The organism is Metabacillus crassostreae (genome assembly GCF_016908395.1).
GTDB lineage: Bacteria > Bacillota > Bacilli > Bacillales > Bacillaceae > Metabacillus > Metabacillus crassostreae.
This window is the reverse complement of sequence record NZ_JAFBDU010000001.1, coordinates 982,545-1,003,973: the sequence shown is the minus strand read 5'-3', so window position 1 is coordinate 1,003,973 and position 21,429 is coordinate 982,545. Positions and strand designations below refer to the sequence as shown.

General features: G+C 31.9%; 22 protein-coding genes. 16 read left to right on the top strand and 6 right to left on the bottom strand.

The window, feature by feature from the left end; genetic code table 11:
- The first annotated feature begins 8 nt into the window (after positions 1–8).
- The 3 genes from JOC75_RS05395 to JOC75_RS05385 all read left to right on the top strand — a co-directional run bounded on the left by JOC75_RS05395 (position 9) and on the right by JOC75_RS05385 (position 1,378).
- Positions 9–533 carry a HAMP domain-containing protein gene (locus tag JOC75_RS05395; RefSeq protein ID WP_204953521.1) on the top strand — a complete coding sequence of 175 codons (525 nt, stop codon included), beginning with the start codon at positions 9–11 and terminating at the stop codon, positions 531–533.
- A gap of 25 nt (positions 534–558) precedes the next feature.
- Positions 559–759, top strand: coding sequence for a hypothetical protein (locus JOC75_RS05390; protein ID WP_204953047.1), 201 nt, complete (start codon positions 559–561; stop codon positions 757–759).
- Between the two features lie 151 nt (positions 760–910).
- Complete coding sequence (locus JOC75_RS05385; protein WP_204953046.1) at positions 911–1,378, top strand: SRPBCC family protein; 468 nt, start codon at positions 911–913, stop codon at positions 1,376–1,378.
- Positions 1,379–1,431: 53 nt separating this feature from the next.
- Here JOC75_RS05385 and JOC75_RS05380 read toward each other — a convergent pair whose 3' ends face one another.
- From JOC75_RS05380 to JOC75_RS05370, 3 genes are all read right to left on the bottom strand, one after another.
- Positions 1,432–1,857, bottom strand: coding sequence for an SET domain-containing protein (locus tag JOC75_RS05380; RefSeq protein ID WP_204953045.1), 426 nt, complete (start codon positions 1,855–1,857; stop codon positions 1,432–1,434).
- A 102-nt stretch (positions 1,858–1,959) separates the two neighbouring features.
- Positions 1,960–2,733: a YibE/F family protein gene (locus tag JOC75_RS05375; RefSeq protein ID WP_204953044.1), complete on the bottom strand. Its 774-nt coding sequence runs from the start codon at positions 2,731–2,733 to the stop codon at positions 1,960–1,962.
- On the bottom strand, positions 2,730–3,893 hold the full coding sequence (locus JOC75_RS05370) for a YibE/F family protein (RefSeq protein ID WP_204953043.1): 1,164 nt from the start codon (positions 3,891–3,893) through the stop codon (positions 2,730–2,732). Before JOC75_RS05370 ends, JOC75_RS05375 begins: the two co-directional genes overlap by 4 nt.
- Positions 3,894–4,133: 240 nt before the next feature.
- Here JOC75_RS05370 and JOC75_RS05365 point away from each other — a divergent pair, with 240 nt between their 5' ends.
- The 5 genes from JOC75_RS05365 (at position 4,134) to JOC75_RS05345 (ending at position 8,843) form a co-directional block, all read left to right on the top strand.
- A complete protein-coding gene (locus JOC75_RS05365) occupies positions 4,134–5,111 on the top strand; it encodes an NAD(P)H-quinone oxidoreductase (protein WP_204953042.1) in 978 nt (325 codons plus the stop codon).
- A gap of 89 nt (positions 5,112–5,200) precedes the next feature.
- Positions 5,201–6,112 (top strand): GNAT family N-acetyltransferase, encoded by a 912-nt coding sequence (locus tag JOC75_RS05360; RefSeq protein ID WP_204953041.1) that lies wholly within the window; start codon positions 5,201–5,203, stop codon positions 6,110–6,112.
- 372 nt (positions 6,113–6,484) lie between these two features.
- The gene (locus JOC75_RS05355) at positions 6,485–6,871 is read left to right on the top strand and encodes a hypothetical protein (protein WP_204953040.1); all 387 of its coding nucleotides are present in this window, start codon (positions 6,485–6,487) and stop codon (positions 6,869–6,871) included.
- Positions 6,858–7,496, top strand: coding sequence for an O-methyltransferase (locus JOC75_RS05350; protein ID WP_204953039.1), 639 nt, complete (start codon positions 6,858–6,860; stop codon positions 7,494–7,496). Before JOC75_RS05355 ends, JOC75_RS05350 begins: the two co-directional genes overlap by 14 nt.
- A gap of 408 nt (positions 7,497–7,904) precedes the next feature.
- Complete coding sequence (locus JOC75_RS05345; protein WP_204953038.1) at positions 7,905–8,843, top strand: magnesium transporter CorA family protein; 939 nt, start codon at positions 7,905–7,907, stop codon at positions 8,841–8,843.
- 435 nt (positions 8,844–9,278) lie between these two features.
- On the opposite strand, the gene JOC75_RS05340 is transcribed toward JOC75_RS05345, so the two are convergent.
- Complete coding sequence (locus tag JOC75_RS05340) at positions 9,279–9,392, bottom strand: YjcZ family sporulation protein (RefSeq protein WP_146946557.1); 114 nt, start codon at positions 9,390–9,392, stop codon at positions 9,279–9,281.
- 484 nt (positions 9,393–9,876) lie between these two features.
- Between JOC75_RS05340 and JOC75_RS05335 the strand changes: the two genes are divergently transcribed.
- Complete coding sequence (locus JOC75_RS05335) at positions 9,877–10,527, top strand: 2OG-Fe(II) oxygenase (RefSeq protein ID WP_146946555.1); 651 nt, start codon at positions 9,877–9,879, stop codon at positions 10,525–10,527.
- 149 nt (positions 10,528–10,676) lie between these two features.
- Here the strand turns inward: JOC75_RS05335 and JOC75_RS05330 are convergent, their stop codons facing one another.
- Positions 10,677–13,223, bottom strand: coding sequence for a heavy metal translocating P-type ATPase (locus JOC75_RS05330; protein ID WP_204953520.1), 2,547 nt, complete (start codon positions 13,221–13,223; stop codon positions 10,677–10,679).
- Between the two features lie 15 nt (positions 13,224–13,238).
- Positions 13,239–13,559, bottom strand: a complete 321-nt coding sequence (locus tag JOC75_RS05325) for an ArsR/SmtB family transcription factor (protein ID WP_204953037.1) — start codon at positions 13,557–13,559, stop codon at positions 13,239–13,241.
- Between the two features lie 222 nt (positions 13,560–13,781).
- Here JOC75_RS05325 and JOC75_RS05320 point away from each other — a divergent pair, with 222 nt between their 5' ends.
- The 7 genes from JOC75_RS05320 (at position 13,782) to JOC75_RS05290 (ending at position 21,429) form a co-directional block, all read left to right on the top strand.
- Positions 13,782–13,937 carry a hypothetical protein gene (locus JOC75_RS05320; protein ID WP_204953036.1) on the top strand — a complete coding sequence of 52 codons (156 nt, stop codon included), beginning with the start codon at positions 13,782–13,784 and terminating at the stop codon, positions 13,935–13,937.
- A gap of 138 nt (positions 13,938–14,075) precedes the next feature.
- Positions 14,076–14,519 carry a pentapeptide repeat-containing protein gene (locus JOC75_RS05315; RefSeq protein ID WP_204953035.1) on the top strand — a complete coding sequence of 148 codons (444 nt, stop codon included), beginning with the start codon at positions 14,076–14,078 and terminating at the stop codon, positions 14,517–14,519.
- A 278-nt stretch (positions 14,520–14,797) separates the two neighbouring features.
- On the top strand, positions 14,798–16,198 hold the full coding sequence (gene uxaC, locus JOC75_RS05310; protein ID WP_204953519.1) for a glucuronate isomerase: 1,401 nt from the start codon (positions 14,798–14,800) through the stop codon (positions 16,196–16,198).
- Positions 16,199–16,255: 57 nt separating this feature from the next.
- Complete coding sequence (locus tag JOC75_RS05305; RefSeq protein WP_204953034.1) at positions 16,256–17,263, top strand: substrate-binding domain-containing protein; 1,008 nt, start codon at positions 16,256–16,258, stop codon at positions 17,261–17,263.
- A gap of 60 nt (positions 17,264–17,323) precedes the next feature.
- On the top strand, positions 17,324–18,808 hold the full coding sequence (locus tag JOC75_RS05300) for a tagaturonate reductase (RefSeq protein ID WP_204953033.1): 1,485 nt from the start codon (positions 17,324–17,326) through the stop codon (positions 18,806–18,808).
- On the top strand, positions 18,792–20,282 hold the full coding sequence (locus tag JOC75_RS05295) for a UxaA family hydrolase (RefSeq protein ID WP_204953032.1): 1,491 nt from the start codon (positions 18,792–18,794) through the stop codon (positions 20,280–20,282). The genes JOC75_RS05300 and JOC75_RS05295 overlap by 17 nt, the downstream gene beginning before the upstream one ends.
- Positions 20,283–20,481: 199 nt before the next feature.
- Positions 20,482–21,429 carry a carbohydrate ABC transporter permease gene (locus JOC75_RS05290; protein WP_204953031.1) on the top strand — a complete coding sequence of 316 codons (948 nt, stop codon included), beginning with the start codon at positions 20,482–20,484 and terminating at the stop codon, positions 21,427–21,429.

The window sequence follows — 21,429 nt, the reverse complement described above, 5'->3', positions numbered from 1 at the left end:
CGAAAAAGATAAATCAAGGTGATTTAACAGAAACAATCAATATTCAGTCAAAAGATGAGATTGGTTTGTTAGCTGTTTCATTTTCTGAGATGCAAGCTAGTTTACGTGATTTATTAAAAACACTTGAAGATAATTCAACACAGCTTGCTGCATCAGCTGAACAGTTAACTGTAAGTTCAGAACAAACCAGTCAAGCAACTGAACAAGTTACAACTGCAATTGTTGAAGTGGTTGGGAGTGCTGAAACACAAACAAATAATATTGATAAAAATGTACTTGCATTAAATGAAATAGCGCATGGATCTTCAATTATCGCCGATAATTCATTAGCTATTACTGATTTAACTAAAGCCACTACTGCTAAAGCTGAAGAGGGTGGAGAATCTGTCAGCAAAACGATAGAGCACTGGCATAAAACGCGGCAATTGAAGCAGCACAAAAGATGTGAGAGTGGACTTTCAATATCTGAAGAAGCTATTCAAAAATTCGGAGAAATCCTTAATAGCATAAGGGAGATTTCCCCACAAATTTGAATCAATATCTGCAACAGCGCAACAAATGTCAGCTGGAACCCAAGAGGTAGGGGCAACAACAAATGAAATTGGAGATGCAGCAAAAGGCAATGCAGCAACAGCAGAGGAAGTAGCAGCATCAACTGAAAAGCAACTAGCTTCAATGGAAGACATCTCGACTTCTGCAAAATCTCTTTCTGCAATGGCTGAAGATTTAAAGAGTTTAATTAAAAAATATAAATATTAAGCTACTTTGTTAAAGTATGGTAAACGCTATGACATTTTAAACTTACGAAAAGAGACTGGAGGAAGAAGGAAACAGTAAAATCTATGTTGTTTAATAATAGAAAACATTATATTATAAGTTTAGTAGATTTTTCTAGAAATGAGGATCGTAAATGGAAGAAATAGTAGTTTATCGCTACGATGAGTATATAGATGCACCAATAGATATCGTATTTTCGTATGTGAATGATGATGATAAAATTAAACAGTGGAACACTATGTTTATTGAAAATATCTACGAGTCTGCTAAAGATCAGCATATGTATAAAAAAGGTATCTCCTTTAAAAGTGTTCAAAAATTAGATAAAAAAACGATCACAGTTGATACACACATTGTTGAATATGAAGCACCCTATAAAATTATTATGCATTCAACAACGAAGGAAGGAGTAAGTATTTCAAAATACTTACTAACACGAGAATATAGTGGTACTAGATTGGTTGTCGAAGCAAGTTTAATACCAAGTAATATATATTATAAATTAATGACAAAGATATTTGGAAGGTTTACTAAGTTTATTTATGAAGAGCAATACAATAATTTGAAAGAATATGTGGAAAATGAAGTTCAAATTTCCTGAAAAAATGAGCGTACCAACAAATTGATATTCTAATTGTTGATACGCTCATTGTTTTATTTCTTTTCAGCTTCTTCAGCTTCTATTTTAGCAACAGCTTCTTCATAATCTTCGTTAAACCAGAGCGGATCATCATTATCAACTTCACCATTATAGTTTATTAAAATCTCTTCTCCGGCTTTTATATCTTTATAAGCGAAAAAATCAAAAGTATGATTTGGGAAATTAATATCATATGTTGCATTTGGTTCATAAGAATGATTAAACATCATCCCATAACCTAAAAGTATACATGTATGATTTATACCATACTCAAATGCATAATCAGCTAACAAAGTTTGCTCGATCAACTCATGTTGTTCATTTGGATATGCTATAACAGGAGCTTCATGTAATAGCTCACCTTTTGCAATATCTCTTGTTGCAAATACGCCTCGAGTAAATTCTCCTGTACTAAGTGTTGAATTTTTGACTTCAATCATGTGGTCACCATTTACCTTTCGTAAAAAAACTATATCCTCTTAATTCTGGCAGTTCAATTCAAGGAAAGCAACCTTTAAATTGTATTAACATAACTTTTTTAGTTATATCATTTTATTTTTATCCCTGGCCTTTACAAAAAAATAGGCAGTTATCCAAGATGCTATTGGAATAACAAGTGCAACGCCAATCCCAGCACAAAGGATCGTAATCAATTCTGCGCTAAATACTTTTGAATTGATAACTTCTCCAAAGGAATATGATAAATCTTTAAACCATATAAGTAACCCTAAATAACTTCCGAAGAAGGCAAAAAATAAAGTGTTTGTATTTGTACCTAATATATCTCTTCCGATCGTAATACCAGATTTAAATAAAGCTCTTCTATCCATCAAAGGATTATGAATTAACATTTCACGCATTGGAGAGGAAATTGAAATGGCAACATCAATAATTGCCCCGATTGTACTCATTATGATCATTGAAGCACCTATCTTTACAAAGTCCACGCCTATGTAAAGCGAAAATGCTCCAAATTCTCCTGTTTCTTCTTCACCAAATCCCTGAGTCATTGTGTATTTTGTTACCAAAGTAATAAGTAACAGTAAAATTGATAGGGTAAGTATGGTAGATAGAAATGCAGTTTTTGTTTTATCGTTTACTCCATTAATATAGAATAAATTGATACAACTAATAAATGCACTAGCTATTATCGTTAAAATAATTGGATCAGCATTGGGATCTGTCATAAATAGAGTGGTTAGAAAAAGCACAATAAAGTTTAGAAATAAGCCAATGAAGGAACGAGCTCCCTTTTTTCCACCAATAGCTACCATTAAAATAAATAAGATTGTGCCTAAAACTATTAGTACATTCATATTTTTGCCCTCATTCTATTAATGAAAAAAAGAGATGTGTATAAGCCTAATGGAATCGTTAAAACAATTCCTATACCACCTGCTAAGGCCCGAGTTAATTCTAAAGAGAGATTCATGGATAAAGTAAAGCCCAAGGGCGAAGCATTTTTTAAAAATAAAACGAGCATTGGAATGGAACCACTAACATAAGCGAAAAACAAGATATTTGTCATCGTACCCATTATATCCTTTCCAATTTCCAAACCGGATTTTTTAAGAGCTTTAATTGATATTTTATTATTCTCTTCAAATAACCCAAAAATGGAAGATGACATTGTTATTGCGACATCCATTACCGCTCCTAGAGATCCTACTAAAACCCCTGCCATGAATACAATTTGAGGCGGTTGAGTAAGAAACTGCATTTCTTCATAACGTAATCCCTTCTCTGACGTTAGAAACATAACTAAAATAGTTATAATAAGTGAACTAGATGTTCCAAGTAGGGTAGCAATTATTGCTGCATATGTTTTCCCATTTAAACCATTAACAAGTAATAAAGAAATAATCGTAAATAATATCGCACTTATACTGCAGAGAAATAACAAACTAATTTCTGAAGTATTCAAATAAATATCTAATGCAAAAGATAATAGTGCAGCATTGACAATTAAACTTATTATTGAAAAAAGTCCTTGCTTTTTACCGACAATAAGTAAAACAAATATAAAAATCCAGGAGATAAAAAGAATGTATTTATCACGTTTTACATCTCTAATCGATCCAGTTAAAGTAGTACTATCTTCCGTGGAATCTATTGATACGAACAACTCATTTCCAACATGGTACTCTTGGTCATACGCACCTGATAATGAATACTCATTCGTTAAGGAGATCAGTTCTCCCCTATTTTCTCCATTTTTTAATTCAGCTATAATATTTTGCGTGAATAGCTTATCCTCATTACCATGAATATCTGTCACATCAACTGTTTCTTGTAGTTTTGCTTCTTTGACTTTTGCAATGGTATGTTCATAAAATAAGTAATTATTATGTACAAAAACCATGGAGAAAATAAAACAAAGTCCAATAAAAAAGTAAAACCCTTTATGTTTATTTGATATTTCTTTATACTTTTTAACTAACCAATTCAAACAAAATCCTCCTAATGAACATATCATAGAGATGATATCATATTTAGTAGTTTTCTATGAAGAAAAATTGGGATTATTGGTTTCTAACAAGTACATAGCGAAATATAAATATTGGAGTGAAATAGAGGAAAGGGAATAGGTTTTCTTGAAAAGGAATGTATGAATAATAAAAGACTTATCATGTTAGTGAAAGCTTAGATGTCTGGCTTTGGATACTTTAAACTAACTTTACGAAGAGGTTTTTATGCCTTGAAAGGAGAAAGAAATATGAAAGCAGTAATAGTAAAACAACCTGGTGGTGCTGATCAATTAATAGTAGCGGATTATCCAATGCCTACACCAAAAAACGGTGAAGTTGTAATAAAAGTAAAAGCATCTGCAATAAATCGTTCAGATATTATAGCAAGAGAAGGGAAAGCAGGGTATTTGGAAAATCCTATATTAGGTATTGAGGTTGCTGGAGAAGTAGTTGAAACAACAGAAGAAGCAAAAATTAAGATAGGAACTAGGGTTATGGGACTTGTAAATGGTGGAGGTTATGCTGAGTATGTCACAATGCCTGCTAACCGGATAATGATTGTTCCAGATCACCTATCGTTTGAACAAGCAGCGGCAATTCCAGAAGTCTTTTTAACTGCTTATCAAACATTATTTTGGTTAGGGGAATTAAAGGATGATGAAACAGTACTTATACATGCTGGTGCAAGTGGTGTAGGAACAGCTGCTATTCAACTAGCTAAAAAAATGACGAAAGCAAAAATAATAGCCACAGCAGGCTCAACCGAAAAAGTTAATTTTTGTTGTTCACTTGGTGCTGATATATGTATCAATTATAAAGAAAAAGCTTTTGAGGAAGAGGTATTAAAGGAAACAAATGGAAAGGGTGTTGATGTCATATTAGATTTTGTAGGTGCCTCATATTGGGAAAAAAATTTAAAGAGTATGAACACAGATGGTCGCTGGATTTTAATCGGAATCTTAGGTGGTCCGGTAGTTGAAAAAGTAAATTTAATGAATTTATTATTGAAAAGAATTCAATTAAAGGCAACACTTCTTACTCCGAGAAGTGACGAATATAAAAAACAACTTACAGAAGAATTTGAACAAAAAGTTGTGCCACTTTTTATACCAGAACAAATTAAACCTATTATTGACAAAGTCCTGCCAATAGAAAAGATTAAGGAAGCTCATGAATACATGGAAGGAAATAAAAATATTGGGAAGATCATTTTGAGTGTAAACTAGTTGATTTTCTTATACCTGAAAAATGAATACATAAGAATCCATAGAAATTATTAAGTCATTTCCTAATTGATAAGGAGAAAGATTAATAAATGAAGATCCAACAACCGAGTATAAAATTAAAAAATCATTTAACCCAAGAAGATTATGAAGACATAAAAGGTCTTATCAAGTATTGTTTGGAAGAAGAAAATATAGCATTGAAGCTTGAACTTGATTATAAAATGAAATCTTCTGAAAAATCGGATAACATAGAAAGAATTAATGAATTTATGTTTTATGATAATAAAACTCTAATTGGCTATATTGGTATTTGTCAATTTAGTGGTGAAGCCTTGGAAGTAAATGGTTTGGTTCATCCTCAGTATAGAAAAATGGGTGTGTTCAGTCGCTTATTTTCTTTAGTAAAAGATGAATGGCACAGAAGAAAAACACAGGATATGCTTTTATTAAGTGATCATAACTCTTTTTCAGGTATAGTTTTTATCAAGCAAACTAGCGCACAGTATGATAACTCTGAATATGAAATGTTTTTAAAAAATGAGTTAATAAAAAATGAATTCGAATCAGATGTATTAACATTTAGAAAAGCAACTAATAAAGATGCTATGGAAATTGCAAGACAAAACTCAATTTATTTCGAAATGATTTTAGATAATACTGACATTATTTCTCCTGAAGAAGAAGCAAAGCGAGGTGTTGATATTTATATTGTAGAGCTAGGTGAAAAAGTAGTAGGAAAAGTACAAATAGGTGTTGATGATGGTATTGGTGGTATTTATGGATTAGGAGTTTTGCCGCAATATCGAAGAAGAGGTTTTGGAAAGGAGATAATATTAAAGGCAGTAAATAAATTGAAGGAAAAGCAGGTTAAGGAAATCATGCTTCAAGTGGCTGTTAAGAACAAAAATGCCTTAAATCTCTACAAATCTTGTGGTTTTGTTGAACAATCTAAAATGGATTACTATAAGTTAACTAAAAGTAATAAAATCATAAGTATTTAAGCTAATAAAAACTCGAATTATTAGGAATTAGTTCACTTAATCTTTTGCCTAATAGTTCGGGTTTATTTGCTTTTTTCAATAGATTCTTTATTTTAATACTATTTTTAAGAACTAGTTGAAAGTAATCGTCTTTTGCATAATGGAACGGACTAACTTTTCCAGATTTACTGATTTTGAGTAAGCATTATTATCTATTTATTAGTTTAGAATTATATTTGATTTATTCGACTTTATGGGTGATTTCTTTATATATGTTCAGCGTCTATTTAGTGTAAATAGAATAAATCACTACAATTAAAAGTTTGTTGACCAATTGTATACATTTGTATACAATTAACTTGTATCCAAATGTATACATAAGGAGTGATTTTCATGAAGGAAGATTTGGAAAATCATAAAAACAAAGAACATCTTAGGGGAGATCGGTTTAAAGGAAAAGAACATCCTTCACATCACCGAGGACCTAAAACGTTTCGAAGAGGAAGAGCACTAGCTTTTTTAGAAATGATGAATGTTAAAAGATCAACAATAAAGCAACAATTAGATCAACCAGAATTTCAATCTATTCATCAAGTTATAGTAGGTGAATTAAAAGCGATTGATATGGTCATCAACGAGTTTACACAATTATTTGAAATTCAAGAAGGTGAGTCACTAGAATCATTCAAAAAGGGCAAAGGATATTCTTCTGAAAAAAGTAAGGGTGAGAAGCTATTAGAATCTAACCAGAAAGGTCTTGATTTCAATGAAGAAAATTAATCGGTATATAGATTCAATATTTACAAAACAAGACACTATTTTGGAAGAAGTTATTTTATCAATAGAAGAGAATGAAATGCCTGCTATATCGGTTTCTCCGTCATCTGGAAAACTTTTATCTATGCTGATATCAATTTCAGGAGCTAAAAATGTGTTGGAAATTGGGGCTCTTGGAGGCTATAGTGGAATTTGTCTTGCAAGAGGATTTACAAGTGAAGGGAGAATAACTTCACTTGAATTAGAAGAAAAGTACGCAAAGTTAGCACATACTAATTTATCTAAAGCAGGTTTTGGTGATCAAGTATCATATATTACAGGTGAAGCACTACATAGCTTAGAAAAGCTAGTAATAGAAAAACAAAGGTTTGATTTTTTCTTTATAGATGCTGATAAAATTAATTATGATAACTATCTAGAATACTGTATTAAACTCGCAGAATTAGGTGCGTTAATCGTTACTGATAACGTGCTTGTCCGTGGCAGTGTTGCAGATGATGATGTACAACCAAAGCCATACACTGAAATAATGAAAAAATTCAATGAAAAGGTTGCTAATCATCCACAATTGGAATCAGTTCTTATACCTATAGGTGATGGTATGACTGTTTCGAAAGTGATTAAATAGAGTTGCTTTTATCTCATCCCATTTCTCTTCAAGTGAAGAGCTCTTTGAGAGACTTGACGCTCATTCTTTAATTTAATAGAATCAAAATCTTATATTTTTTTTAGTCCAAGGCATATTTCATAAAATGAGATGTGTCTTGTTTTTACTTGGTTTCAATTTTAAATAAGAAACGGTTTGTTTCGTTTAGTTACAAAATAGAAAACTTAAAGTACAATAGGATAATAAAATGATTAGTTAAATAAAGGAGTTGAATTTTTATGAGTAGTTATTACTCGAACGAACCAGAACCAGATTCATCAAATAGGATAGTCAATAAGGAGTCATTTCTTAAGAGTATGGATACAAGTAAAAATTCACTTTTTTTATGGCGTTTTTTTTGACTTTCTCACAAATAGAGGAGGTTTAATTATGTTGAAAATTTTAGTGTCAAATGAAGAAGGACAATTAAGAGAAGATAATCAAATTTCTTCTGGATGCTGGGTGAATTTAATTTCACCTAATGAGCAAGAAATACAGAAAGTTGCATCAGAATTAGATATAGTTCCTGAGTTTTTAAGAGATCCTTTAGATGAAGAAGAGCGTTCTAGAATTGAAAAAGATGGAGAGAATATATTAATTATCGTAAATATCCCTTTATTATCTGTGGATGAAAATGATCAATCTATTTATGATACAATTCCACTTGGAATAATTATTGCTAAAAATTGTTTTGTTACGGTTTGTTTAAAGGATAATCCAATTTTTCATGCTTTTTCAGAAGGTAAAATAAAAAACTTTCACACATATAAACGAACAAGATTTGCTTTTCAAATTCTATATTTAATGTCAACTTCATATTTAAGATATTTAAAACAAATCAGTAAAAAGATCGATAAAATTGAAAATGAGCTTCATCAATCGATGAGAAACAAAGAACTTTTTTCACTTTTAAATTTACAAAAAAGCTTAGTTTATTTCACAACCTCTTTAAAATCAAATAATATTGTTATGCAAAAAATGTTAAAAAGCAATTATTTAAAAATGTATGAAGATGATCAGGAATTATTAGAGGATGTTATAATCGAAAACCAGCAGGCAATTGAAATGGCTGAAACACATACCTCCATCTTAAGTGGTATGATGGATGCATTTGCATCTATTATTTCCAATAATGTGAATATTGTTATGAAATTTTTAACATCATTTACTATTATTTTATCCCTACCAACAATGGTAGCAAGCTTCTATGGAATGAATGTATCTATCCCGTTTCAAGAATATAATTATTCATTCTTAATTGCTATTACTATTTCATTTCTATTATCCAGTGTTACTGCCATTATATTTTGGAGAAAAAGGTTTTTTTAATCGAGTTTTTTCGTAAGTTATGGCTAGGATGTAAGATTTTAAAAAAAGACCAAATACAGTAAAAAAGCGTATATAAAGTCAAGTAATATTGGTGTATAAGTTCCATATGGGATTTATACACTTTTTTGTTTTTCTAATAAATCTTTTGTATACATATAGGCTATGTTAAAGGTTAATGTTGATTTTTAGCATATTGTTGATTGGAGTGGAAGGCATGAGACTCCTGCGAGAGAAGCGTGTCATAGGGAGACCCCGCAGGCGCGCAGCTTACGAGGAGGCTCCCGGACCTAGGAAAAAAGGTACTTTTTTCCCGGGAAAGCGAATGCCTGTAACGGAAATCAACAACAAAGTTTAACAGAGCCTACATATAAAATGACCTGTTAAAAGATCAGAAGCAGACTACTTTATAGTAATAAAGTAGTCTGCCAAGCTTATTTAATAACCACCGTATCCACCACCGACATATCCGCCAGCACCAACGATGATTAATAGGATAAATAGAACTACGATTAAAGCAAATCCAGCTCCTGCGTATCCACCTACACTCATATTTTACACCTCCCTTACGATGAGGTTAATTTATAATATGATGATAATTAATAGATTGATTGGACGTTTTGAACAACAAATCAACACAGTTTGAAAAAGTAAAGGACACTCCTGAGAATGTCCTATAAAATGAGGAAGATATAATTGTTACTGCTGAGGTGTATGATAGTATATGATTAATCAATAAATTTGAACTGGACAAAAGTATATATGTTGAGCTACTCATCAGAAATATAACCTTTTAAATAGGTTTTGTCATAATAACCTGGAGGAGCTACTTTATATAAGCTCGTGAAGAAAATGCTAAAATTGACATTTAGGTTTTATCATAAAAAATAATAGTAGTCACAATCAAATGCTGGGTGTAAAATGATAAAAATGCCTATAATTAGTAGAAAAAGAAAATATGATCAACTTGATCAAAAGCGATTGGCTTAATCTACAATTAACTATTAAAATTTAAAGAGGTTGATGAAAGTTGACAATGGATGATAAAGAATTACCAATTAAAGAACAAACAATATTCAATCATGATGGTAATGTAATCCAAACAGAAGACAGAGAAATATCAATTATAGCTAAAATAGAAGAGCCGTTAATCGTTGTGTTAGGTAATGTATTGAGTGATGAAGAGTGTGATGATCTTATTAGCTTGTCGAAAGATAGAATTCAACGGTCAAAAATAGGTAATTCACGAAGTACAGAAGAATTGAGAACAAGCAGTAGCATGTTTTTTCAGGATGGAGAAAGTGAAGTTGTCACGAGAATTGAAAAGAGGTTATCACAGATTATGAGTATGCCCTTTGACCATGCTGAAGGACTTCAAATTTTAAATTACAAAATTGGTCAGGAATATAAAGCTCATTTTGATTTTTTTTCGTCAACAAGCAATGCTGTTAGTAATCCTAGAATTAGTACATTAGTTATGTATTTGAATGATGTAGAATTAGGAGGAGAAACATATTTTCCTAAGCTTAACTTTTCTGTTTCAGCTAAAAAAGGGATGGCAGTTTATTTTGAGTATTTCTATAATGATCAAACGTTAAATGAACTTACTTTACATGGTGGTGCACCAGTTTTAATTGGTGATAAATGGGCTGCAACACAATGGATGAGAAGAAAAGCTGTTAGATAAGATATGATAAATTGTGATAGGGAAGCATCCAGATGTTTCTCTTTTTTGTTTTTAAAAGTGGAGTGATGGTTGCTTGTAATTTATTAAGGCTCTTTCAAAAAAGAGCCTTAATAAATAGAATAACGGCATTTTAGAGCATTTTCGATTATTTATTGTTTAACTTTTAAGAGACGTAATGCATTCAAGATTACAATTATAGCTGCACCGGTATCACTTAAAACAGCTAACCACAGTGTTAGCCAACCTGGGAATATGAGGGCCAATGCAATAAATTTAATGATCAATGAAAACCAGATATTTTGTTTGATAATGGTTAATGCTTTTCTACTTAGCTTCATTGTATGAGGAAGTTTTTCAAGGTTATCTGCCATAAGTACAATATCAGCAGTTTCCATCGCAGTATCTGTACCAGCTCCACCCATAGCAATTCCTAAATCTGCTGTAGCAAGTGCAGGAGCATCATTAATTCCGTCTCCAACCATTGCAACCTTAAGACCTTCATTTTGTAATTGTTTAATAACACTTACTTTATCCTCAGGCAATAGCTCAGAAAAATAACGATTAATATTTGCTTCTTTTGAAATTAATCTAGCAGTGCCATCATTATCACCTGTTAACATAACAACTTGCTTCACACCTATTTGCTTTAACGAGTTCAAAGCGTGTACAGTGGTTTTCCGAATTGTATCTGAAACAGATATCAATCCTTTTATATCATGTTTTGTACCGATAATGACTACTGTGCGACCGAGGTTTTGAATAGTTTCAACATCTTTCTTAACATGATCTAAAGCTATATTCATATCTTCAAATAGTTTTAGATTACCAGCATAATATACATTTCCTTCAACGGTAGCTTGAACACCTTTACCAACAATACTTTTATACAAATCACCTTTTTTAGAAGAAATACCTTTTTCTTTTACATAATTTACAATTGTTTTGGCGATTGGATGTGAAGAGTGCTCTTCTAATGTTAAAGCAATTGATAAAAGTTCATTTTCTGTCATGTTATATGGTTTAATTTCAGTTACAGCTGGTTTTCCTTCTGTTAATGTCCCGGTTTTATCAAAAGCTATTGCATTAATTGATCCTGCTGTTTCCAAGAATGTTCCACCTTTAATTAACACACCGTTTCTTGCCGCATTGCCGATTGCAGATACGATAGCGACTGGAGTAGAAATAACTAAAGCACAGGGACATGCAACAACTAATAATTCCAAACCCTTATAAAACCATTCACCCCAGGAACCAAGAGTGAGAAGAGGGGGTATTATCATTACTAGTAGTGCTAAAATAAACACAACCGGAGTATAAATACGTGCAAATTTATCTACAAAAGCTTGTGTTGGAGCTTTTTGTTCTTGCGCTTCTTCAACTAGGTGAATAATTTTAGCTATTGTTGTATCTTCAACTAATTTAGTTACTTTTATTTCAATTGAACCATTTTCATTTATTGATCCTGCATAAACGGAATCACCAATATTTTTATCAACTGGAATAGATTCTCCGGTTATGGGTGCTTGATTAACACTTGATTCGCCAACGATAATTTCGCCATCTAACGGTATTTTATCGCCAGGTTTTACAATAATGATCTCATCGATTGAAATGTCTTCAACAGGCTTTTTTGTTAAAGTCTCTCCAACTCTAACCCAAGCTTCTGCTGGAGCTAGATCCATTAAGTTACGAATTGAATTCCTTGTATGCTCTATTGATTTGTTTTGAAGTGTTGTACCTAGAGCAAATAACCATACCACTGTTGCACCTTCTAGCCATTCACCAATCAGAGCAGCTCCAATTGCTGCAACAGACATTAGAACATTCATATCTAATGAACGACTTCTTATCGAATAAAAAGCACTTTTTACAGGCTTATAGCCACTTAAAACCATTGCGAAAGCATATAAGAAAGTTGACATCATAGGAGAAATATCTGTATACGAACCAATAAATCCAAGTGCTATTAATACTCCTGAAACAATAATTGATCCAAATTCATTATTTTTTTGGGGAGTTTGACTTGTGTTCCCTTTCTTCTGTAATGTCGCCTTAAACCCTATTTTTGCTACTTCTGAGATGATTTCCTCGACACTATTTTCATGCTCGAGCTTCATTTTGCCAGTAGAAAAGTTAACTGAAACACTTTTTACAGATGAAATGGTATGAAGATGATTTTCAATGCTTTTAGCACAGCTCCCACAGTCCATGCCTTCAATATTATAGGTTTGTAGGTTTTTATTTTTTGTCAGTGCTTCTATTGTAAATCCTAGTTTTTTTACTTGACTTTCTATTTCAAAAGCGGAGTTTCTATGACCAAGTACATGGAGTTTGGCCGTATTATAATTCACTTTTACTTCTCGAACAGCTTTTAATCCCTTTAGCCCTTTTTCTATGGTTAGGGCACAAGAGGGGCAATCCATACCATGTATAAGGTATTCGAATTTATCTAATGATTCTTTGTCATTACTGAAAACTGTGCTATTAATATCAACCTTAGATTGATTATATGCTTCTTTTGTGACATTACAGCAAGTTTGCTTTACTTCCTTTTTTTCTTGAATTTTATTTGCATGGTCATTACTACAACAATTTGTGTTAGATGTAACAGCTTTTGTAACCTCTTTCACAGTGGTAGTACAACAGGCTCGATCATTTTCCAATGACTTATTTGTATTACAACATTTATCTGACATACTCATCACCAACTCCTAATCAAGATGTCGCTCACAACAGGCTACTTGATGTTGAACATCTCCAAGTACTACATCGAACATCGTTAGTAATTCTCGGATTTGTTCACTAGCCAGGCTATAAAAAACATATTTTCCTTCTTGTCTTCCAACAATCAAACCACAGCCTTTTAAGCAGGTTAAATGTTGAGAAATATTAGATTGATTCCCGTTTAATTCCTTTACGATTTGAGATACTGTTTTTTCTTCAGATTTTATAGCTTCAAGTATTTGTATACGTGTTTTATCTGCAAATCCACGTAGAAATTTAACTTTCATATCAACATCTATATTTTCCATACTTACCTCCGTTATATTAGTAATTACTAATATATATATATATTGATATCATATTACCAATAGCTAATATGTGTGTCAAACAAATTTCTTAAGGTGGAAATAGCAGAGAGGAAGGATATACTAGTTTTAAGACAGAGAAATAGATAGAACATATAGATCACCATCAAATCTTGTTAGTGAAATTATTTATTACTCTACAAGTAAATAGGAAGGGGGAGAAATTTGAATATGAGGAAGGCTCTATCAAAATGGTGGGTGTGGTTACTATTTATTTTGTTTATCGTTATTAATATTTTAATAACAAATTTAGGAAGCTCTGATGTTGATAATGATTCAAATAAAAGTAGGATTTTAGAGGGAAATATTGATACACATTAAAAAAGCTTTAGAAGAAATTGAATTCTATCGTGATTAAATTAACATTAATTTACAAAAAAATAGAAGGAGAAAACTAGATCTTGCAGAATATTTTATATTGTATTTTAACTTAATATAATATAAAGGAGGATTTTACAATTGGCTTTAAAAATCCAAAAATTAGATTTGCAATCGATGGATATTTCGGGATCTATGTGGAATGAAGTAAACGCTGAGTCTCTAGACATAGAAAATGTTAGTTTGGCTAAAACAAAAATTAATAATGTCAATATGAAAGACATGGTATTCAATGATGTGAATTTATCGGGAGCAGAAATTCAGCATGCAAATTTTACACATGCTTCTATTAACTCTGTTCATTTATATGGAACTGAATTTCGTAATATTGTTCTTCCTATCGAAGGTGAAGCAAATTATCAGGCAGATGGTCAATATAAACCGATCAAGTTTGAAAATTGTGATTTGACAAATGGTCAACTTAGAAAATGTAATTTATCGAATGTGGAGATTGAAGATTGTGATATTAGTGGTTTGAAAATAAACGGTGTTTTAGTAGAGGAATTACTAAAGCGTAGAGCCTAATATTATATTATGTAAAAGGCACATTTCTTAATGGATGTGTCTTCTTTTGTCATGATTAGGACACAATGTACCGGAACATCAGAAATTATATAGAATGACAGCTAATGAGATGAAGAATTGTTTAAAATGTTTCGCGTCAAGTTAATACTATGTTACTAAATAATGTAAAGTTAATTCAAAGTAATACATTGATTATTCAGAAATTATGACTTATCATTAAATTGTAATGTTCACGTGTGCATAAAACATTCAAAGGGGAGAAGAGCTTGAATACTTTTATGGGAGAAAACTTCTTATTATCAAATAAGGTAGCAGAAACGCTTTTTCACAACTATGCTAAAAAAATGCCTATTATTGATTATCACTGCCATCTTAGTCCTAAGGAGATTTATGAAAATAAACAATTTAAGAATATAACAGAAGCATGGTTATATGGAGATCATTATAAGTGGCGAGCTATGAGAGCAAATGGTATTGAAGAAAAATATATTACAGGTGATGCAAGTGATTATGAAAAATTTATCGCTTGGGCAAAAACAGTACCTATGACGATAGGAAATCCTCTTTATAATTGGACGCATTTAGAGCTGCAGCGTTATTTTGGTATATCTGAGATTTTGAATGAGCAAACAGCACCAAAAATATGGGAGAAAGTAAATACGGTGTTGTCACAAAAGGATAATGCTGTAAGAGAATTAATAAAAAAGTCTAAGGTTGAAGTTATTTGTACAACAGATGATCCTGTTGATTCATTGGAATATCATCAAAAATTAGCTGAAGAAAATGACTTTCATGTAAGAGTATTACCAAGTTTTCGTCCTGATAAAGCATTAGAACTTAATAAAGATACATTTACGGATTGGATTGAAAAACTATCTCTTATCACAAAAACAAAGATTGAAAATTATTTGGATCTGCTACATGCACTAGAATCTAGAATTGAATTTTTTCATGCATTAGGTGGTAGAGTTTCGGATCATGCAATAGATACCATGTTATTTGCTGAAGCTACTCAAATTGAGGTGAATAATATTTTCAAAAAAGCATTACTGGGTGAGAAGGTATCTATAGAAGATGAAGCTAAGTATAAAACTTTTACATTAGTATTCCTAGGTGAAAAATATGCTGAATTAGGTTGGGCAATGCAGCTACATATTAATGCATTGAGAAATAATAATACGAGAATGCTAGAATTTCTTGGGCCTGATACTGGCTTTGATTGTATGAACGATGAACAGATTGCAAAACCACTTTGTCAATTACTTGATGCTTTAGAAAAAGAAAATAAACTGCCGAAAACAATTCTTTATTCACTAAATCCTAAAGACAATGAACCCCTTGCAAGTATAATTGGCAGTTATCAGGGTGGTGGAGTTCGCGGCAAAATGCAATTTGGAACAGCATGGTGGTTTAATGACCAAAAGGAAGGTATGCTGAATCAAATGAAAACATTAGCTAGTATTGGTTTATTTAGTCAATTTATTGGCATGTTAACAGACTCGAGAAGTTTTCTTTCGTATACAAGACACGAGTATTTTAGAAGATTGGTTTGTCAGTTGATTGGTGAATGGGTCGAAAATGGAGAAGTGCCTAATGATATAGATATGTTAGGAAAGATTGTCCAAGGGATTTCTTATTATAATGCAAGAGATTACTTTCTCTTTGATTCTGCATTGTAACCTAAGAATAAGCTATGATATTCTAGCTTAAATAGGTGTTGAAGGTAGGTTGTTTGAGTGGGAGTTACGATAAAGGATATTGCAAAGCTAGCTAATGTTTCACATACTACTGTTTCAAGAGCACTAAACAATAGTCCGCTATTAAAAGAAGATACAAAACGGAAAATTAAAGAAATTGCACAACAGTTAAACTATGCTCCTGATGTAAATGCGAGAAGTTTAGTTTTGCAAAAGTCATATACAATCGGATTGTTTTTAACTAGTTTAACAGAGGGAACTTCGTCAAGTTTTCTTGCTGAAACGATTAAAGGTGTTACCAATCAAATTGATGATCATTACAGCTTAATTATTAAAGGAATTGAAGAATTAGAAGATTTTAGTTCGATCAGCCGGAAAAGATTTGATGGAATAATCGTTATGAGTCAGAGTGATGTAGATAATTCATTTATTTATCATGTAATAAAACAAGAAATTCCACTTGTTATTTTAAATCGTCTTGTTGAAGATCAATCGATCGTAAACATTTTATCAAATGATCGTGAAGGTGCGTATGAGGCAGTAAATCTTCTTATACAACACAATCATAAAAGAATTGCAATTATTGAAGGCACTCCACATTTCCGCTCAACAATAGAACGTAAACAAGGATATTTGGATAGTATGATTGAGCACAAGCTGACGATTTCACAACAATATATGATTCAAGGAAATTATGATATGGAAAGTGGATATATAGCAATGAATGAATTAATCTCATTAAAGGTAAAACCAACTGCGGTTTTTTGTTCAAATGATGATATGGCTATAGGAGCCATAAAGGCTATAACTGAAGTAGGATTATCTGTACCTGATGATTTTTCAATTATCGGCTTTGATGATATCGGTTTTTCTAAATATACAACACCAGCACTGACAACTGTAAAAAGGCCAATTGAACAAATAAGTACATTTGGAGCAAAACGATTATTGAGATTAATAGAAGGTGATGCTGTTCAACGTTCAGAGCTACTATTATTAAAAACAGAATTAGTTAATCGACAAACAGTTGATGTGGTGAAAATTTAAATTTGGGGTCTGACCCCAAATTTAAAATGTTAACGTGTGCATAAAAAAGGGGGAAATGTAATGGAACGACTATCAAAGTCCTTATTGAGTGTTGAGCATGGGTTTCCTGAAAAAGTTCTTCAATTTGGAACTGGTAATTTTTTACGAGCATTTTGTGATTGGCAGATTCATGAGATGAATAAGCATGGACTATTTAAGGGGAGTGTTGTTGTCGTACAATCTACCGAAAATGGGGCAGTGGATTTAATCAATGAACAGGAAGGGTTGTATACTTTATATTTACAAGGAATGATGAATAATACTTCTATTAATGAGCATGAGGTTATTCAGTCAATAAGTAGAGGAATTAATCTTTTTAATGAATATGAAGAATATTTAAACATGGCTAAAAATCCAGATTTGCGATTTATTATATCGAATACAACTGAAGCGGGAATATCTTATGTTCAAAATGAAACATTAACAGATATTCCTCAGAAAAGCTTTCCAGCAAAATTGACTGCTTTTTTATACGAAAGATATCAATATTATAATGGAGATGTTTCAAAAGGTTTTATCATCCTTCCTTGTGAATTAATCGAAGATAATGGTGAGAAGTTAAAAACAATCATTCAAAGGCATACTAAAAATTGGAGCTTACCTAAGGAATTTAGTGAATGGCTAAATAATGCAAATACCTTCTGTAATACATTAGTTGATCGAATTGTCCCAGGCTTTCCAAAGGATAGTGTAAAACAAAAAACGGAAGATTTGGGATATAGAGATAACCTCATTGTTGTAGGTGAAAAATACCATCTGTTTGTTATAGAAGGTCCAGAGTGGTTAAAGGAAGAATTTCCTGCTCATAAGATTGGCTTGAATGTTCATATAGTCAATGATCTACATTCTTACCGCATTAAGAAGGTAAGAATTTTAAACGGAGCACATACATTAATGACACCTGTAGCCTATTTATCAGGCTTGAACACTGTTAGAGAAGCTGTAACAGCAGATGTTGTAAAAGATTATATACAGACAGTAATCAATGAAGAAATAATACCAAGCATGAATTTTCCTCAAGAAGAAATGAGGCAATATGCAAAAGATGTAAGTGATCGATTTAAAAATCCGTTTATCCATCATTATTTACTAAGCATCTCGTTAAACTCTATTTCAAAATTTCAAACGAGGCTTTTACCAACTTTAATGGATTATGAAAAGAAATTTAACAAGCTACCAAAAGGGATTGTTTTTTCACTAAGTGCATTAATTTATTTTTACCGTGGATATCGAGGAGAAGAAAAAATAAATCTTATAGATGATCAAGATACTATCACTTTATTTCAAAAGCTATGGAGTAACTGTAATGAAAGTGATGATAGCATACGAAATTTGGTGAAAAACATTTTGTCAGAAGAATCCATTTGGGGTTACGACTTGACTGAAATTAAGAATATGACAAATTCCGTTATAACGCATTTAATAGAAATCAATAAATATGGGATGGTTAAGGCTTTACAACAACTTTCTACTACAAAGGGTGAAGAAAATGAAATCATTCATTAAAATCCACAAAAATGATAACGTTGCCATCTCTATCCGTAACTTAACCAAAGGAGAAATTATTGAAAATGAAGATCTTTCACTTACTTTAATGGAAGATATTCCAAAGGGACATAAGTTTTCTTTACATGAGATAAATGCTAATGAGAACATAGTAAAATATGGTTCCCCAATTGGTCATGCTACAGAAAAGGTTAAAAAAGGATTCTGGGTACATTCACATAATATGAAAACAAATTTGTCTGGTGTAGAAGAATATGAGTACAAACAAAAACAACAACCATTAAGCTATAAACAAGAAGGATTAACTTTTAAAGGATACAGAAGAGAGAATGGTCAAGTAGGAATTCGAAATGAGCTCTGGATTGTGCCAACAGTAGGTTGTGTGAATGGTATTGCTGATCAAATCATCCAAGAATTCAAATATCAGGTAGGGAATTCTATGCCTTTTGATTCTATTCAAGTTTTAAAACATAATTATGGATGCTCACAGCTTGGTGATGATCATGTAAATACACGAACAATTTTAGGAAATGCAGTAAAACATCCTAATGCTGGAGGAATTTTGGTATTAGGTCTTGGTTGCGAAAATAATGATATAGACGAATTTAAAGATTCTTTAGGAGTTATTAATGAGAATCGAATAAAGTTTTTACGTTCACAAGAGGTAGTAAATGAAATTGATGAAGGAGTTAAGCTTTTACTTTCAATTTATGAAAGTGCTAAAAAGGATAAACGAGAAGATATTCCAATATCTGAACTGAAGGTAGGACTAAAATGTGGTGGATCTGATGGGTTTTCGGGAATTACTGCAAATCCTTTATTAGGTAAACTATCAGACTATTTAATTGCCCAGAACGCAACAACTGTCTTAACAGAAGTTCCTGAAATGTTTGGGGCGGAAAAGTTACTTATGGAACGTGCTGTTAATGAAGAAGTATATAGAAAAATAGTATCTTTAATTAATGATTTTAAACACTATTTCCAAAGCTATAATCAACCTGTTTATGAAAATCCGTCTCCTGGCAATAAAGCTGGAGGTATAACAACTCTTGAGGATAAATCGCTTGGATGTACACAAAAAGCAGGATCTGCTCCAGTGGTGGATGTGTTAAAGTATGGTGAACGAATCAAGTCAAGAGGGTTAAACCTGTTAAGTGCACCTGGAAATGATTTAGTAGCTTCAACAGCTTTAGCAGCTTCAGGCTGTCAAATGGTTTTATTTACAACAGGTAGAGGAACACCTTTCGGGTCATTTGTTCCTACGATGAAGATATCAACAAATACAGAAATCTACGAGACAAAGCCACATTGGATTGATTTTAATGCCGGAACAATTATTGTAGATCAAGAGCCTGAGACTTTATTAAAAGGTTTCCTCGACTATATTATTAAGGTTGCGAGTGGAGAATTGGTGAATAATGAGAAAAATAATTTTCGTGAAATGGCTATTTTCAAAACCGGTGTGACATTATGAACTAAGAAGGCAGTTTTATTGCCTTCTTTATTTGTGGTTTTGAAAATAAGATAAAACAAATAATAATATTATGTAAACTAAAATATTTTGGAAAAATTATAATATTCTAAAGATATCAAACAAACATCGAAAGATTTTTAATTATTAATGTTAGCGTTTTCATATACAATTATTTTAGAAAGGGGGAAGGTGATATAACATGAGTGCACAAAGTAAAGTAGATCTCTCCACATATCCTAATCGTGGAAACAAGCAAAAAAAGAAATTGAACTTATCAAGAATGGTGCCGTACCTTTTTATTGCACCTACAACATTTATCATCATTGCTTTTCTATTTTATCCAATTGGAACTGTATTTTATTATAGTCTACAAAACTATGATTTATCTGCTCCATATTATAATGGTTTTATTGGTTTGGAAAATTTCGCAAAAATCTTTACAGAAGATAAGCTGTTTATTCCTAGCTTAGTAAATACATTAAAATGGGTTGTCTCACAGGTTGGTTTACAGCTTGTTTTTGGAATCATTGTTGCACTACTATTGAACCAAAAATTTAAGTTTCGAGGATTCTTTAGAGCTGCTGCTTTTATTCCTTGGGCGATATCAGGTGTTTTGGCTGCTGTTATGTGGTCACTTATGTATAACGAGCATATGGGTGTGATCAATGATTTATTAATGCGAGTAGGCATTATTAATGAAAGCAAGGCATGGTTAGCTGATACAACAACGGCATTTGGAGCTGTTATTATAGCAGAGCTTTGGAGAGGAATCCCATTTTTCGCTATTACTTTATTAGCTGCTTTGCAAAGTATTCCAGAAGAGCTTTATGAAGCTGCAAAAGTAGATGGTGCAGGAAGATGGAAATCCTTTCTTCACATTACATTACCACAGTTGAAAAATACGATTATCTTAACAACTTTACTACGAACAATCTGGGAGTTTAATAACGTTGATTTAATATTCAATTTAACTGGCGGAGGACCTGCACATGATACAACAACATTAACAATGTATATTGCAGAACAAGCTGTTCACGGAAGTAATTTTGGCTACGGTTCAGCATTAACTGTCATATCATTTGGAATCCTCTTACTGTTTGCGATGTTTTATCTTAAAATTACACGTTTTGAAAGAGAGGAGGGATAA

Excerpts from the sequence above, each read along its gene's own strand:
- JOC75_RS05390 (WP_204953047.1), top strand. The coding sequence starts at position 559 with ATGTCAGCTGGAACCCAAGAGGTAGGGGCAACAACAAATGAAATTGGA.
- JOC75_RS05385 (WP_204953046.1), top strand. The coding sequence starts at position 911 with ATGGAAGAAATAGTAGTTTATCGCTACGATGAGTATATAGATGCACCA.
- JOC75_RS05380 (WP_204953045.1), bottom strand. The coding sequence starts at position 1,857 with ATGATTGAAGTCAAAAATTCAACACTTAGTACAGGAGAATTTACTCGA.
- JOC75_RS05375 (WP_204953044.1), bottom strand. The coding sequence starts at position 2,733 with ATGAATGTACTAATAGTTTTAGGCACAATCTTATTTATTTTAATGGTA.
- JOC75_RS05370 (WP_204953043.1), bottom strand. The coding sequence starts at position 3,893 with ATGATATGTTCATTAGGAGGATTTTGTTTGAATTGGTTAGTTAAAAAG.
- JOC75_RS05365 (WP_204953042.1), top strand. The coding sequence starts at position 4,134 with ATGAAAGCAGTAATAGTAAAACAACCTGGTGGTGCTGATCAATTAATA.
- JOC75_RS05360 (WP_204953041.1), top strand. The coding sequence starts at position 5,201 with ATGAAGATCCAACAACCGAGTATAAAATTAAAAAATCATTTAACCCAA.
- JOC75_RS05355 (WP_204953040.1), top strand. The coding sequence starts at position 6,485 with ATGAAGGAAGATTTGGAAAATCATAAAAACAAAGAACATCTTAGGGGA.
- JOC75_RS05350 (WP_204953039.1), top strand. The coding sequence starts at position 6,858 with ATGAAGAAAATTAATCGGTATATAGATTCAATATTTACAAAACAAGAC.
- JOC75_RS05345 (WP_204953038.1), top strand. The coding sequence starts at position 7,905 with ATGTTGAAAATTTTAGTGTCAAATGAAGAAGGACAATTAAGAGAAGAT.
- JOC75_RS05340 (WP_146946557.1), bottom strand. The coding sequence starts at position 9,392 with ATGAGTGTAGGTGGATACGCAGGAGCTGGATTTGCTTTAATCGTAGTT.
- JOC75_RS05335 (WP_146946555.1), top strand. The coding sequence starts at position 9,877 with ATGGATGATAAAGAATTACCAATTAAAGAACAAACAATATTCAATCAT.
- JOC75_RS05330 (WP_204953520.1), bottom strand. The coding sequence starts at position 13,223 with ATGTCAGATAAATGTTGTAATACAAATAAGTCATTGGAAAATGATCGA.
- JOC75_RS05325 (WP_204953037.1), bottom strand. The coding sequence starts at position 13,559 with ATGGAAAATATAGATGTTGATATGAAAGTTAAATTTCTACGTGGATTT.
- uxaC (WP_204953519.1), top strand. The coding sequence starts at position 14,798 with ATGGGAGAAAACTTCTTATTATCAAATAAGGTAGCAGAAACGCTTTTT.
- JOC75_RS05300 (WP_204953033.1), top strand. The coding sequence starts at position 17,324 with ATGGAACGACTATCAAAGTCCTTATTGAGTGTTGAGCATGGGTTTCCT.
- JOC75_RS05295 (WP_204953032.1), top strand. The coding sequence starts at position 18,792 with ATGAAATCATTCATTAAAATCCACAAAAATGATAACGTTGCCATCTCT.
- JOC75_RS05290 (WP_204953031.1), top strand. The coding sequence starts at position 20,482 with ATGAGTGCACAAAGTAAAGTAGATCTCTCCACATATCCTAATCGTGGA.